This window comes from Hymenobacter artigasi (genome assembly GCF_012275535.1).
Taxonomy (GTDB): Bacteria; Bacteroidota; Bacteroidia; order Cytophagales; family Hymenobacteraceae; genus Hymenobacter; species Hymenobacter artigasi.
Genome location: NZ_JAAVTK010000003.1, coordinates 207,957 through 220,931, shown reverse-complemented (window position 1 = coordinate 220,931; position 12,975 = coordinate 207,957). Strand labels below are relative to the sequence as shown.

General features: G+C 60.1%; 14 protein-coding genes. 5 read left to right on the top strand and 9 right to left on the bottom strand.

What is annotated here, in order from left to right:
• Nucleotides 1-159: 159 nt before the first annotated feature.
• Complete coding sequence (locus tag HBN54_RS07140) at nt 160-1,719, top strand: hypothetical protein (protein WP_168672496.1); 1,560 nt, start codon at nt 160-162, stop codon at nt 1,717-1,719.
• Between the two features lie 72 nt (nt 1,720-1,791).
• Here HBN54_RS07140 and HBN54_RS07135 read toward each other — a convergent pair whose 3' ends face one another.
• Nucleotides 1,792-2,187, bottom strand: a complete 396-nt coding sequence (locus HBN54_RS07135) for a hypothetical protein (protein ID WP_168672495.1) — start codon at nt 2,185-2,187, stop codon at nt 1,792-1,794.
• Between the two features lie 168 nt (nt 2,188-2,355).
• Between HBN54_RS07135 and HBN54_RS07130 the strand changes: the two genes are divergently transcribed.
• The 3 genes from HBN54_RS07130 to HBN54_RS07120 all read left to right on the top strand — a co-directional run bounded on the left by HBN54_RS07130 (nt 2,356) and on the right by HBN54_RS07120 (nt 5,011).
• Nucleotides 2,356-2,757: a hypothetical protein gene (locus HBN54_RS07130; protein ID WP_168672494.1), complete on the top strand. Its 402-nt coding sequence runs from the start codon at nt 2,356-2,358 to the stop codon at nt 2,755-2,757.
• A gap of 125 nt (nt 2,758-2,882) precedes the next feature.
• Nucleotides 2,883-3,899 (top strand): hypothetical protein, encoded by a 1,017-nt coding sequence (locus tag HBN54_RS07125; RefSeq protein ID WP_168672493.1) that lies wholly within the window; start codon nt 2,883-2,885, stop codon nt 3,897-3,899.
• A gap of 107 nt (nt 3,900-4,006) precedes the next feature.
• Entirely contained in the window at nt 4,007-5,011 is a 1,005-nt protein-coding gene (locus tag HBN54_RS07120; RefSeq protein ID WP_168672492.1) for a DUF3089 domain-containing protein, read from the top strand.
• Nucleotides 5,012-5,016: 5 nt separating this feature from the next.
• On the opposite strand, the gene HBN54_RS07115 is transcribed toward HBN54_RS07120, so the two are convergent.
• From HBN54_RS07115 to rplM, 5 genes are all read right to left on the bottom strand, one after another.
• A complete protein-coding gene (locus HBN54_RS07115) occupies nt 5,017-5,340 on the bottom strand; it encodes a hypothetical protein (RefSeq protein ID WP_168672491.1) in 324 nt (107 codons plus the stop codon).
• A gap of 65 nt (nt 5,341-5,405) precedes the next feature.
• On the bottom strand, nt 5,406-6,242 hold the full coding sequence (gene tsf, locus HBN54_RS07110) for a translation elongation factor Ts (RefSeq protein ID WP_168672490.1): 837 nt from the start codon (nt 6,240-6,242) through the stop codon (nt 5,406-5,408).
• Between the two features lie 273 nt (nt 6,243-6,515).
• Complete coding sequence (gene rpsB / locus HBN54_RS07105; protein WP_168672489.1) at nt 6,516-7,283, bottom strand: 30S ribosomal protein S2; 768 nt, start codon at nt 7,281-7,283, stop codon at nt 6,516-6,518.
• Between the two features lie 18 nt (nt 7,284-7,301).
• On the bottom strand, nt 7,302-7,688 hold the full coding sequence (rpsI, locus tag HBN54_RS07100; RefSeq protein WP_168672488.1) for a 30S ribosomal protein S9: 387 nt from the start codon (nt 7,686-7,688) through the stop codon (nt 7,302-7,304).
• 100 nt (nt 7,689-7,788) lie between these two features.
• Entirely contained in the window at nt 7,789-8,241 is a 453-nt protein-coding gene (gene rplM / locus HBN54_RS07095; RefSeq protein WP_168672487.1) for a 50S ribosomal protein L13, read from the bottom strand.
• A gap of 268 nt (nt 8,242-8,509) precedes the next feature.
• Between rplM and HBN54_RS07090 the strand changes: the two genes are divergently transcribed.
• Complete coding sequence (locus tag HBN54_RS07090) at nt 8,510-9,976, top strand: hypothetical protein (RefSeq protein WP_168672486.1); 1,467 nt, start codon at nt 8,510-8,512, stop codon at nt 9,974-9,976.
• Nucleotides 9,977-10,133: 157 nt separating this feature from the next.
• Here HBN54_RS07090 and HBN54_RS07085 read toward each other — a convergent pair whose 3' ends face one another.
• From HBN54_RS07085 to HBN54_RS07075, 3 genes are all read right to left on the bottom strand, one after another.
• Nucleotides 10,134-10,847: an RluA family pseudouridine synthase gene (locus HBN54_RS07085; RefSeq protein WP_168672485.1), complete on the bottom strand. Its 714-nt coding sequence runs from the start codon at nt 10,845-10,847 to the stop codon at nt 10,134-10,136.
• 160 nt (nt 10,848-11,007) lie between these two features.
• Complete coding sequence (locus HBN54_RS07080) at nt 11,008-12,063, bottom strand: sensor histidine kinase (protein WP_168672484.1); 1,056 nt, start codon at nt 12,061-12,063, stop codon at nt 11,008-11,010.
• A gap of 142 nt (nt 12,064-12,205) precedes the next feature.
• Nucleotides 12,206-12,901 (bottom strand): response regulator transcription factor, encoded by a 696-nt coding sequence (locus tag HBN54_RS07075; protein ID WP_317170185.1) that lies wholly within the window; start codon nt 12,899-12,901, stop codon nt 12,206-12,208.
• Nucleotides 12,902-12,975: the final 74 nt, after the last annotated feature.

Here is a 12,975-nt window from a genome sequence, read left to right as displayed (position 1 = left end):
CGTATTGACTACCCGTATTTCAACCCTATTTTGCACATTGTTAGACCTTAAGCAACGGGTGTTTCTGGGGTTAAGATATTGGTTTATAAGCTATAATATTGTAATAAAAGGATATTATCTCGCCCTCCAAATAATCAAAACTCCCTATCTGTCGCATCCATGGACGACCTGCGCACCACGCTTCTCACCCTCAGCCCCGACGACCGGCGCGATTTCGGCCGCTTCATTCAGCGGCAGCGCCGCAAAACCATCGGCCGGCTTGATTCGCGCCTCTACGAGCTGCTGGTGCGGGCCAAGGAGTTGAAAACCGAGCAGCTCATCGCCCAGCTTTACCCCGACGAGCCCAATCCCACGGCCTACTACGCGCTGCGCAAGCGCCTCATGCGCCACCTCACCGACTACCTGCTGCTGCGCCAGCGCCAGCTCGATACCACCGCTGCCGCCACCGTGCGCGGCCACCTCACCCTGGCCCAGTACCTGTTCGAGGCCGGCATTCCGCGCCTGGCCTGGAATACCCTGCGCAAGGCCGAAAAACTGGGCCGCGAAACCGAGCAGCACGAGCAGCTCAACGCCGTGTACAACCTCCAGATTCAGCACGCCAGCTCGCCCTACGCCGAGCCGCTCGACGAAATTCTGCCCCGCTACCGCCTCAACAAAAAGGCCGCCGACGAGGAGGAGCGGGCCAACATTGCCGACAGCCTGCTGCGCCAGCGCCTGCGCGAGTCGCGGGTGCGCGGCCGGGCCACGGTATCCGTGGATGCCATTCTGCAAAATATTCTGGCCGAATACGACTTGCAGGAAGCCTTCGCCCGCTCGCCCGCGCTGCTCAGCCGGCTCATGTCCATCACGCGCAGCGCCATGCTGGTGCGGCGCGATTTCACATCGTTTGCCGTTTTTATCGAGCGCTGCTATAATCTTATGGAGCGCCGCCACGGGTTTGCGCCGGCCCAGCGCGGGCACCAGCTCAAGCTGCTGTATATGCTGGCCCACGCCCTGTACCGCTCGCGCCGCTTTGCCGAGTCGGTGGTTTATCTGGAAAAAGGCACTGCCCTGATGAGCGCCGGACCGGGCCAGCCGTTCAGCGAGTTTGCGCCGCGCTTCACCTTTCTGCTGGCCGGCAACTACGCGTTTCTGCGCCGCAACGCCGAAAGCATTGGCCTGCTCGAAGCCGTTTTGCGCGGCCCCAAAGCCCTCACCGCCGCCGACGACCTCACCGCCCGCCTCCAGCTCACGTTTCACTACTTCGCCGAGGGCAAATTTGCCAAAGCCAACCAGGTCCTGCTCAGCCTGGCCCGCACCGACCACTGGCTGGAGCAGCACCTCGGCCTGGAGTGGCTGCTGAACCGCAACATCGGCGAAATGCTCATCCAAATCGAGCTCGACAATGGCGAGCAGGCCCTCACCCGCCTGCGTGCCATCGAGCGCACCATCCGCGACCTGTTTCCCGCCGTGCCCGCCGATGCCGCCGCCGCCACCGAGGCCGTGCCTGTCGGTGGCCCCTACCACCCCGTGCTCATCTACCTGGGCCTGGTGCGCGAGCTCATCGAAAACCCCGCCACCGCGCACAGCCACGACTTCGGCAACCGGGTAACGCACCTGCCCCCGTTCATTTCTCAGGAGCGCGAAGATTTGCAGGTCATCAGCTTCTACTCCTGGCTGCGCGCCCGCAGCCTGGGCCGCCCCTACTATGAGGTGCTCCTGGAAATTGCCAATGCCTGAGCATTTCGCATAAAGAAGCCCCGTGCAATTTCCTGCGCGGGGCTTCTTTCATACATTAAGGGCCGGCTGGAATTACTTCTTGGCGGCAGCCTGCATGTTGTCTTTGGTCTGCTGGGCCGATTTGGAGGCGGCATCGCCCATGGCGTTCATTTTGTCGCCGGCGGCGTCCATCTTGGCGTCCATTTTGGCACCGGCGGCGTCCATTTTAGCGCCCATCTTATCACCAGCGGCATCCATTTTGTCACCGGCGTTCTGCATGCCCTCTTTCATGTTGGCCGAGGCGTTGTCGACGGCAGCGCCGGCGGCGGCACCAGCTTCGGTAGCCGTGGTGGCAGTGCTGTCGGTCACGACCGTAGCGGTGGTGCCGTCGGTAGCCACGGTGGTTTCGGTGGTTTTGGTTTGCTCGCAGGCGGTGGCGGTGAAGGCAACGGCGGCGGCTACGAACAGTGCTTTAACGGAAATTTTCATGGTCTGTGGATTTGAAAGTGAGATTTGACCGTTAATCAATACTAATCAAAAAGGTAACCCATCCGCTGAGTTGGTCTGCGCCCGGGCCGGCCGCCGCAAACCGCTCAGCTAACTTTTATCGGCCGGTAGCAGTATAGCCCTCACGCATCTTTTCAATCTCGCATTCCCATGGATTCCACCGCCGCCACTCCGCAAACGCCCGCCACGCCCGCCGTGCCCATGGCCGTTAGCGACCAGCAAAACACCGCCCTGCTCGACGATACCCTCACCTTCCTCACGGCCAGCACGCCCACAAACTCCGGCCCGCAGGGCATCGTTGAGATTGAGCGCTGGGCTGCTGTGCTGGCCGCCTCAGAACGCACCGGCCTGGCCAAAATAAAGCAGGAGCTCGGCCAGCTCAGCGACATGCTGGCCGATGCCAAAACGCCCGCCCACGACATCGCCGAAATCCTCGCCAGCCTGGGGGCCGAAACCGCCAAAGTAGCCGAAGAGGCCGGCGGCGACTACGCCGCGCCGCTCACTAACCTGAGCAAGCAGCTCATCAAAGCCGGCAATACGCTTTCGAAGTAGCCGGCTCCGCGTCGCCGTAACCATTGTAGCGCGAACTTTGTAGTTCGCGTCTCCACAGCCGCCCGGAAAATTCCGGCTGGCCGCGTGGCGACGCGAACCACCAAGTTCGCGCTACTGCTTTTTCTATGGCCCCCCTCACTCCCGCCGACCTGCTGCCCTACGACCCCTTCGACGGCATGCGCTTCGGCCCCGAAACCTGCTTTCTCAGCGGCCAGCCCGTGGGCCCCGACGACACCGTGCCCGTTTTCGCCGACTGGCTGCAAACCCGGTATAATCTGGCCGAGCGCCCCATTCAGCTCCTCGACCAGCGCACCGTTCTCATCAAGGATTTGCGCCTGCCCGCCGCCCCCGCCGCCCGCCAGCGCATCGAAGAGCTGGAGAGCAGGGTAGAAGCCGCCGCCGCGCACGGCCCCGCCGCCCTGCGTGCCCTCGGCGACGACACGCTCTTCCTCTGGATGGGTAAAATGTTCTACGGCATCTTTATCACCGAGCTGCTGAACGAGTTCGAGCCCCTGATAAAGCCCAAGTACCCGCTGGCCGAAAACGCTGCGCTGGTGCGCCGCTTCCAGGCCTTCTTCCAACTGTTGCAGGGCCTGCGCGTGCCCACCGAATACGCCGATTTCGTGCCCGGCTCCGTGTTCGTGCTCGAAGCCGACACGGCCGAAGACGTTACGCCCTTCGAGTACGACGACGACCTGAATACCCTCGTTTTTAGCATTAAGCTCGATAAAACCGTGCTGGTGGCCTGTCTGGTCGATATCGGCCTCGTAGGCCAGGCCATGCGCAAAGTCTACGCCGATGCCCAGCGCCCCCTGCACCCCGTGCAGATTGCCGAGTTCAAGGCCCGCGTGTACTATGCCGCCCACCTGCTGCACGTCGTGCCCGATATCTACCCCCGCCACCCGCGCCCCGGCGATACCCAAATCGTCTTCGATGCCCTCATCGATGACGTGACCGGGGCCATCTTCAATCCCTGGGAAAACAGCGCCTACACCCAAACCCTGGCCGAAATGTGGCAGCGCTGGGACATCACCCTCGCCGACGTGGTAGCCAAACCCGCCGAACCGCTGACGCTGCTCTACAACCAGGACGGTACCCCACGAGAGCTGAAGCACTGGCCGCCAGTTTCAAGCGAAGCATGAGTTTCTTCAAAAACAATCATCAGGCTTCCCCTCTCCGCAGGAGAGGGGCCGTGCCCGGCAGGGGCCGGGGGGTGAGGTTACTCGTCTGGGCAATCATATTATCAATATTGCCGCTCACCAGCTGCCTCCGGCTGCTCAAGCCGCCGCACGACTTTGCCTACTACCACCCCGGCTCCGTCCCCAACTATGCCGAGGACAGCAACTGGGCTGCCCTGCCCACCCGCTGCGACCCTGCCGATGCCGTGCCCCGCAAAACAACCCTGCGCGACCAGCAGGCCACGGCCGAAGCCGACGTGTTTTTCGTGCACCCCACCACCTATTTCTGGCGCGGCTCCTGGAACGCCAGCGTGGCTAACGCCCGCCTCAACCGCTACACCGACCGCAGCACCATCCGCAAGCAGGCCACCGTGTTCAACGCCGCCGCCCGCATCTACGCGCCGCGCTACCGGCAGGCCACCCTTTATTCCTTCTTCGATTCTACCGCCGAAGGCAGTAGCCGCAAAGCCCTGGCCCTGGCCTACGCCGATGTGCGTACTGCCTTCCAATACTACCTCACCCATTACAACCAGGGCCGCCCCATCATCATCGCCGGCCACAGCCAGGGCACCGACCACGCCACCCGCCTCCTCCACGAGTTCTTCGATAACGACCCCAAGCTGCGCCGTCAGCTCGTAGCCGCCTACCTCATTGGCTTCAGGGTGCAGCCCCACGAGTACCAGACCATTCTGCCCTGCGCCGATTCGCTGGCCACCGGCTGCTTCGTGGCCTACAATTCCGTGGCCACCGGCAACGAATTCCCGCCCTTCAGCCACGTTGCCGTCACCAACCCCCTCACCTGGACCACCGATACCGCGCGGGCCCCTGCCAGCCTCAACCGGGGGGGCGTCAGCCAGCGCTTCAAGCGCATCGACCCGCACGTAACCGATGCCAAAATCCACGACGGCCTGCTCTGGGTCACGCCGCCCAAGCCCGGCGGCTACCCGCGCTTCCTGCTCCCCGGCGAACTCATCCTCCGCCATTCCTTCCACATCGCCGACTACTCCCTCTTCTACATGAACCTGCGCGAGAACGCCCAGGCGCGGCTGCGGGTGTGGCAAAGTCGCCATCCATAATAGAATCAGGCTGATTTCAGAAGTTTTGCCACATCGTGAATTAGTGAAGGGTATTTTTCTGCTGCGAAAGCTTCACAGAAACCCTCGTAGCCAAGTGCAAAATATTCATCGTGCCAGTCATTCCAGCCTTCAAAGTTTTTGGCCGAGTGCATAGCCAAATCATGAAGTAAATCGGACAGCCCAGCGATATAGGCCATTATTTCATCCCGGTTCAACGGTGGAAGCCACGGGTTGGTGGGTTCTTGAGTAGCACGGTAGCTGAAGTTGCGAATGTCAACCAAGCCTATATATAGCAGCCTTCGATAAATAACTTCTTTTTCTCGGGTCATAGCCACAAAGAAAAGCCCCGCCGGCACAATGCCAGCGGGGCTTTCAATTTAGCAATGCGCCGCAATTAAGCGCCGATAGCCACACGCTTGAAGTCCGAAACCGTCATGCCTTTCGACTTGCTGTCGAGCAGCTGGGCGATGGTCATCGAGCTGTCTTTCACGAACTCCTGGTTCAGCAGGGTGTTGTCCTTGTAGAACTTGTTGAGCTTGCCCTGGGCAATTTTCTCCAGCATCGCCTCGGGCTTGCCTTCGGTGCGGGCCTGCTCTTTGCCCACTTCAATCTCACGCTCAGCAATGGAAGCATCCACACCGTCTTTGTCAACGGCGATGGGCTTCATGGCCACAATCTGCATGGCTACGTCGCGGCCCACGGCAGCAACATCAGCATCGCCCACGTTCTTCAGGCCCACGAGTACGGCCTTCTTGTTGTCGGAATGCACGTACGAAGCCACTTTCTCAGCGGTCAGCGTAGCGTAAGTCACTTCCAGCTTCTCACCGATTTTGCCCATCAGGTCGGTTACGTGCTCCTGAATGCTCAGGCCGTCCGCAGCTTTAGCGGCGAGGATGTCCTCTTTCGTGCCAGCATCGATGCGCACGGCCGTGTCCAGAATTTGCTGAGCCAGTTCGCGGAAGTTAGCCACTTTGGCTACCGACTCGGTTTCGCAAGCCAGTGCCACCAGTTTGCCCTGGGTGCCGTCTTCGCTCACGCTCACCAGCACGAGGCCTTCCGACGTCTCGTTCTCGGCGCGCTTGTCAGCGATTTTCTGGCCGTGCTTGCGCAGAATGTCGCGGGCGGCTTCGAAGTCGCCGTCGGCTTCCACCAGGGCTTTTTTGCAATCCATCATGCCGGCACCGGTCATGGTGCGGAGCTTATTTACGTCTGCGGCGGTAATAGCGGCCATTAGATGTTGTGTTTGGGAGGGTTGAGGAATGAACTTCAAACTCCCCTCCTTACCAAGGAGGGGACGCTGGCGCGAAGCGTCAGCTGGGGTGGTTGTGGGCGTGCGAATCGTTGGCGCGAAACCGTTCGCATATCGTTCAACGCCATAACCACCCCCGTCCGAACCTTCGGTTCGAACATCCCCTCCTTGGTAAGGAGGGGAGTAAATAAAAAAGGGAACCTTCGGAGCCTAGACTACGCGAAGGTTCCCTTTTTTCAAAGAGCTAAGAAGGAATTATTCTTCGTCAGCAGCCGTTTTTTCAGCAACAGCAGCCTCGTCGGCTTCCTTGCGGTCGGCATCCTCTTTGTCAACTTTGCGCTCCGACAGGCCGTCTTCGATGGCCTTGCCAATCACGCTCACGATGAGCTGAATCGACTTCGAGGCATCGTCGTTGGCAGGAATCGGGAACTGTACCAATTCGGGGTTCGAGTTTGTGTCGCAGATAGCGAAAACCGGGATGCCCAGCTTGTGCGCCTCTTTAACCGCGATGTGCTCACGCTTCACGTCCACGATGAACAGGGCAGCGGGCAGACGGCCGAGGTCGGCGATACCACCGAGTACACGGTCCAGCTTGGCGCGCTCACGCGACATCATCAGCTTCTCACGCTTGGCGAGAGCGGCGTAGGCCGTGTTCTCTTTCACCATCTTGTCGATGGTGGCCATCTTCTTCAGGCTCTTGCGAACCGTAGCGAAGTTGGTGAGCATGCCGCCCAACCACCGGTCGGTAACGAAAGGCATCTTCAAACGCTCGGCTTCGGTGGTTACGATTTCCTGCGCCTGCTTTTTCGTGGCTACGAACATGATTTTGCGGCCGCTTTTCGCGATGTTGCGAATAGCAGTGGCAGCGTAATCAAGCGAAACCAACGTTTTATTGAGGTCGATGATGTGGATGCCGTTCTTCTCCATGAAGATGTACGGCGCCATTTTGGGGTCCCACTTGCGGGTGAGGTGACCAAAGTGGGCACCTGCGTCGAGCAGGTCCTTATAAGTCGTCTGAGCCATGATAGTATCCTCCTGGTTTTAGCGTTTCGAGAACTGGAACGAGCGACGAGCTTTGCGCTTGCCGAATTTCTTGCGTTCCACCATGCGCGGGTCGCGGGTGAGGAAGCCTTCCTTCTTCAAAGCAGGACGGGTTTCTTCGTTGTCGCTCACGAGCGCCTTGGTGATTGCGAGACGGATAGCCTCGGCCTGAGCCGAAATGCCGCCGCCTTTCACGTTCACCTTGATGTCGTACTGGCCGACTTGCTCAAGAATTGCCAGGGGCTGGTTGACTACGTTTTCCAGCAACTCGTTGCTGAAATACGACTTCATGTCCCGGTCATTGATAGTGATATTCCCTTGCCCGGCCTGCATGTAAATGCGGGCCACCGAGGTTTTTCTTCTACCAGAGGTGTTGGTAATTGCCATTAGTGGAAAAATTGTGAGGTAAGCTTTAGCTTGCCGGATAGCAAGCTGGTTAAAAAAGCAGGTACCCGGCACGGCAAGCTAAAGCTTACCGCACTTGGACCTACAGGTTTTTCAGTTCGATAGCAACGGGCTGCTGTGCCTCGTGCGGATGCTGGTCGCCGGCGTACACGTACATGTTGCGGTACTGGGCCGAGCCGAGCTTGTTGCCCTGCAGCATGCCTTTCACGGCGTGCTCGATTACACGACGCGAATCGCGGTTCATCTGCTCGCGCACGGTGCGACGCTTCTGGCCGCCGGGGTAACCCGAGTGCGTGATGTAGACCTTCTCGGTCATTTTTTTGCCCGTTACGCGCAGGTTGTCGGCGTTGATAACGATGACATTGTCGCCGCAATCAGCGTTGGGCGTAAACGAAGGCTTGTGCTTGCCACGCAGAATGTTGGCAATCTGCGAGCAAACGCGGCCCAGAGGGGCGACGCTGGCGTCTACGATAACCCAGCTCTTCTGGGCGTTGGCCTTACTGACGTGGGTCGTCTTGAAGCTCAGGTGGTCCATGAGTCGAAAAAAAGGTATGCTAAACTATTGAATAAGAGTACGGAGCCGTTGAGGCTTCGGGAAAAACGGACACAAAGGTACTGATTTATCGGGAAATAGACAAATGCAGACAAGTAGTTTTTCTGTAAAACCTTAGGGGCGTACACCAAGCGGTAGCCCGTGTAGGCTATTGAGGGCTGCTGGCCCAGCCACCGGTCGGCGAGCGGGAATTGGGGATTAAGCAGGGGCCTGATGCGTCTGCGTGTACTTTTACGGTTTGCTACTGCCTATGCCTTACGCTACCGTTGTGCCGGTTTCGGCTGTTTCTGCCCGCCGCGCCCGGCTGCTGCTGGCCGGGCTATTCGCATTGTCGCTCACGGTGGCATTTTTCACCAAAGGCACTTATGATTCGGGCGACAGCATCAAACATTACCTCTTTGCCCGGTATGCGTTTGCCCACCCGCTAAATTTTCTGGATTCGTGGGCGAAACCCCTGCTCACGCTGCTGGCGGCCGGGCCGGCACAGGCCGGTTTTATGGGCATGAAGGCCTTTCAGTGCGTGGTGGTGGCCGCTTCGGCCTGGTGTGCTTTCCGGATTGCGCAGGCCTTGCGGCTGCCCGTGCCAGAACTGGCCATCCTGTTCGCCTACGCGGCTCCGGACTACTTTCTGATACAGTTTTCCGGCCTCACCGAGCCGCTATTTGGGCTGGTGCTGGTGGGGGCGGTGCGGCTGGCCGTGGCTGGCCGGTTGGGGTGGTCGGCGGTGGTGGTTTCCCTGCTGCCATTTGCCCGTTCCGAGGGCTTTATTCTGATTGGGATTTGGGTGGTGTACCTGATATGGCAGCGGCAGTGGCGCAGCTTGCCGCTGGTGTTGCTGGGCTACGTGGTGTACAGTGGGATAGGCGCGGTAGCATTTGGCGAGCTCGGCTGGGTGTTCGGGCACAATCCGTACGACACCATTTCGGCATACGGGCACGGCGATTGGAGCCACTTTCTGCTCAATATCCCCAACCTGCTGGGCTGGGTGCTCACCGGCCTTTTTGTGCTGGGGGGCGGGCGCATGGTGCGCGATTTGGGCCAGCCCACCCGGCGCCAGTCGCCGCTGTTTCCGGCCGAGCTACTGCTGGTATACGGCAGCATTACGGTGTTTGTGGCTGCTCATACCATCTTCTGGGCCAAAGGATTATTTAATTCGGCGGGGCTGGCGCGGGTGCTGGCCGGCATTGCGCCCCTGGCCGCCGTGGTGGCCCTCAATGGCCTGGCCCAGCTCACCGAATGGACCCGCACCGAAACGACCCGCCGCCGGGTGCGCCTGGTGGCAACCGTGGCGGTAGTGGGCTGGCTCTTTACCGGGGCCCGCAATGCCATTCGACCGGCGCGCGATTTCAGCCGCGCCCCCGACCAGGAGCTGGCCCAACGCGCCGCCGGCTGGCTGCAACAGGCGTACGCGGGGCAGCCGCTGCCGCCCATCGCATTCACGGCTCCCTACGTGGCCCCCGCGCTGGGCATTGACCCGTTTGATGCCGCCCACTGCCCGCCCTTAATCCAAGACGCCCAGCCCATTCTGGAAACGCTGCCAGTGAACTCCCTGGTTGTATGGGACGACGTGTATGCGCAGACCGAAGCCCACATTCCGCTGGAAATGCTGCAGCAAAATCCTGCCTTCCGCCTGCGCTGGCAAGATGCCCTTGTGCGGGATGCGACTCACCCCGACCGGGGAACCTGCCAGCTGGCGGTGTTCGAGCGCATTAAGTAAGTGCTGCAGGCTATTGAATTTCAGCCCTGTAGGGGCGGCGCGTTGGTAGAAGAACAGGGTAGGGTAGAACGCTAAAGCCCCATCGGGCCGACACTCGCTAAACGAGCGTCGGCCCGATGGGGCTCCGGTTTAATAGTTTTCTGGCCGGCTGTCGGGCTTATGCCAACTGCCGCAACGCTTCTACCAGTACCCGAAAATCTTTCGGGTACGGCGCTTCCACGCTGATTTCTTCGCCGTTGAGGCCGGTGAACTGGAGCTTGAGGGCGTGCAGGGCAAAGCGCTTGATGAATGGCTGCTCTTCTTCACCCTCCTTCATATTGAATTTTTTCTTCAGCGAAGACAGGAAAAAATCCTCTCCGCCGTAGTCTTTATCGCCGATAATGGGGGCCTGCAGGTACATCAAGTGCAGGCGAATCTGGTGCATGCGGCCGGTGACGGGCTCGCAAAGAATGAGCGAGTGGCGGGTGAAGTTTTCGAGGGTGGTGAAGTAGGTTTCGGCGGCTTTGCCTTTGTAGGCGAGGCGCGCTTTGCCGCGCGTGGTGGTTTCGATACTGCGCTCCACCAGCTGGTGGTCGAACTGCGGCGTGCCCCACACGGCGGCGTGGTACTGCTTTTTCACCTCGCGGTTTTCGAACTGCATGGCCAGGTGGCGGTAGGCGGCCGGGTTTTTGGCGAAGGCCAGCGCGCCGCTGGTTTCGCGGTCGAGGCGGTGGGCCGCCTGAATGTCGTCGTGGTGCTGGCGGGCCAGGCGCAGCATGTTGGGGGCACCGCCCACCCGCTCATCGAGCGTGGCCAGAAACGGCGGCTTGTTGACGACGAGGTAATCGTCGTTTTCGAAAATAACGAGGTCGGAGAAATTCGGGAGCTTCATAAGAGGCTGCAAAGGTAGCCGGTAGGGACTTGAGGTCTTGGGGACTTAGGGGCTTGGGGGCTTGGGGACTTGGGGACTTGGGTTTATTCAATGCCCGTTCCCAATCAAAAACCCAATAACCCAAGTCCCCAAGTCTCAAAGTACCCAAGCCCCCAAGTCCCTAAGCCCCCATTTTCGGCTTATTCAACTTGAATTCCAAGGTGGTGCCTTCGCCCACGGTACTTTTCACCTTGATGGCGGACTTGTGGGCCTCCACAATGTGCTTGCTGATGGCGAGGCCCAGGCCGGAGCCGCCCGACTCGCGGGAGCGGCTTTTATCGATGCGGTAGAACCGCTCGAAGATGCGGCCCTGGTGCTCGGGGGCGATGCCCGCGCCATCGTCGCGCACGGCAATGCGCACCGCGCGGCCGCTTTCGACCAGCGACACCACTACTCGGCCTTTATCGCGGCCGTACTTGATGGCGTTGTCAATCAGGTTGATAAGCACCTGGCGGATGCGGTTGCGGTCGGCAACTACCAGCAGGCCCTCCTCGGGCAGGCTGGGCGGGAACAGCTCCAGGTGGGTGCCGCGCCGGGCGGCCTGCTGCTCCAGCAGCTCAAATATCTCGCGCACCAGCACAATCAAATCGAAGCGCTGGCGGCGCATCCGCACCACGCCTTTTTCGAGCTGCGCGATGGTGACCAGGTCCTGCACCAAGGCGTCGAGCGTGTCGAGACTGGCGGCGGCTTTGCGCAGAAACTTGCGGCGGGTGGCCAGGTCGATGTCGTCGTCCTCGTCATCGAGAATGGTGTGCACGAAGCCCTGGGCGGCAAACAGCGGCGTTTTGAGCTCGTGCGATACATCGGCCAGAAACTCGCGGCGCAGGGCCTGCAGGCGCACCAGCTCGTCGAGCTCCTGCTGGCGGCGCTCGGCCATCTGCAGGATTTCGTCGCGCACGCGCTTCACTGGCTCGGGGCGGAACAGGAACTTGTTGCTCAGCCGCTTAAATTCCTTGCGCTTGATGTGCTCCAGACCCGCGTAAATGCCGTTTATCTCCTTGAAAATCAAGGCTTCAAACGACAGGTATATCAGCAGAAAGCAGGCCGCCACCGTGACGCCCGCCGCCAAAAAAGCCTCCCGAAACGGCAGTGTGGGGCCAATGCGGGCATAAGCAGTGAGCACGCCCGCCACCAGCAGCGCAATGAGGATGGCAATGGTGCGAGAGGAGAGGTTCATGGGGTAGTGAAATAATGGAAAAAGCACGTCATGCAGAGCGCAGCGAAGCATCTTTACCGCAATAGTAAATAATTACTGCCTGCGGGCAAGATGCTTCGCTGCGCTCTGCATGACGTGCTTTCGTAAGCACATCATACCAAACCTAATCGGCGTTGAACTTATAGCCCACGCCCTTGATGGTCTGAATGTGGTGGTCGCCCACCTTCTCGCGCACTTTGCGCACGTGCACGTCCACGGTGCGGGCCAGCACGAACACGTCGTTGCCCCAGATATTCTGGAGCAGCTCTTCGCGGTTGAACACCTTGTGGGGCGAGGCGGCCAGAAAGGCCAGCAGCTCAAACTCTTTCTTGGGGAGGGTTATTTTTTTGCCTTCCTGGTACACGGCAAAGGCGGTGCGGTCGATGCGCAGGCCGTTGATGTCGATGGCATCGACTGCTGCGTGGGGGTCCTGGTCGCGGCGCTTCACGGCGGCCAGGCGGCCTAGCAGGGCGCGCGGCTTGATGGGCTTGGCGATGAAATCGTCGGCCCCGGCCTCGAAGGCAGCCACTTCGGAAAACTCCTCGGCCCGGGCCGTGAGGAACAGGATGTAGGTATCCTTAAACTTGGGGTTTTCGCGCAGCAGGCGGCAGGTGGCAATGCCGTCGAGGTTGGGCATCATCACGTCGAGCAGGATGATGTCGGGGTGAAACTCGGCGGCCACTTCCAGGGCTTTGCGGCCGTCGGAAGCGGAAGCGGTTTGGTAGCCTTCCTTCTTCAGGTTGAACTCCAGCAGCTCGACAATATCCGGGTCGTCATCAACCACGAGAATCTTATACACGGGCGTTTTGGCAGCAGTCACGGCGTTTGGGGCTTAAGTGAAGCGAGGCAATGTTTCCGCAAAAGTACCGCTCCCGGCGGCCGTCATCATGTTAC

Coding starts and splice junctions, on each gene's coding strand:
- HBN54_RS07140 (WP_168672496.1), top strand. CDS start 160: ATGGACGACCTGCGCACCACGCTTCTCACCCTCAGCCCCGACGACCGG.
- HBN54_RS07115 (WP_168672491.1), bottom strand. CDS start 5,340: ATGACCCGAGAAAAAGAAGTTATTTATCGAAGGCTGCTATATATAGGC.
- rpsI (WP_168672488.1), bottom strand. CDS start 7,688: ATGGCAATTACCAACACCTCTGGTAGAAGAAAAACCTCGGTGGCCCGC.
- HBN54_RS07090 (WP_168672486.1), top strand. CDS start 8,510: ATGCCTTACGCTACCGTTGTGCCGGTTTCGGCTGTTTCTGCCCGCCGC.
- HBN54_RS07135 (WP_168672495.1), bottom strand. CDS start 2,187: ATGAAAATTTCCGTTAAAGCACTGTTCGTAGCCGCCGCCGTTGCCTTC.
- HBN54_RS07080 (WP_168672484.1), bottom strand. CDS start 12,063: ATGAACCTCTCCTCTCGCACCATTGCCATCCTCATTGCGCTGCTGGTG.
- HBN54_RS07130 (WP_168672494.1), top strand. CDS start 2,356: ATGGATTCCACCGCCGCCACTCCGCAAACGCCCGCCACGCCCGCCGTG.
- tsf (WP_168672490.1), bottom strand. CDS start 6,242: ATGGCCGCTATTACCGCCGCAGACGTAAATAAGCTCCGCACCATGACC.
- HBN54_RS07125 (WP_168672493.1), top strand. CDS start 2,883: ATGGCCCCCCTCACTCCCGCCGACCTGCTGCCCTACGACCCCTTCGAC.
- rplM (WP_168672487.1), bottom strand. CDS start 8,241: ATGGACCACCTGAGCTTCAAGACGACCCACGTCAGTAAGGCCAACGCC.
- rpsB (WP_168672489.1), bottom strand. CDS start 7,283: ATGGCTCAGACGACTTATAAGGACCTGCTCGACGCAGGTGCCCACTTT.
- HBN54_RS07085 (WP_168672485.1), bottom strand. CDS start 10,847: ATGAAGCTCCCGAATTTCTCCGACCTCGTTATTTTCGAAAACGACGAT.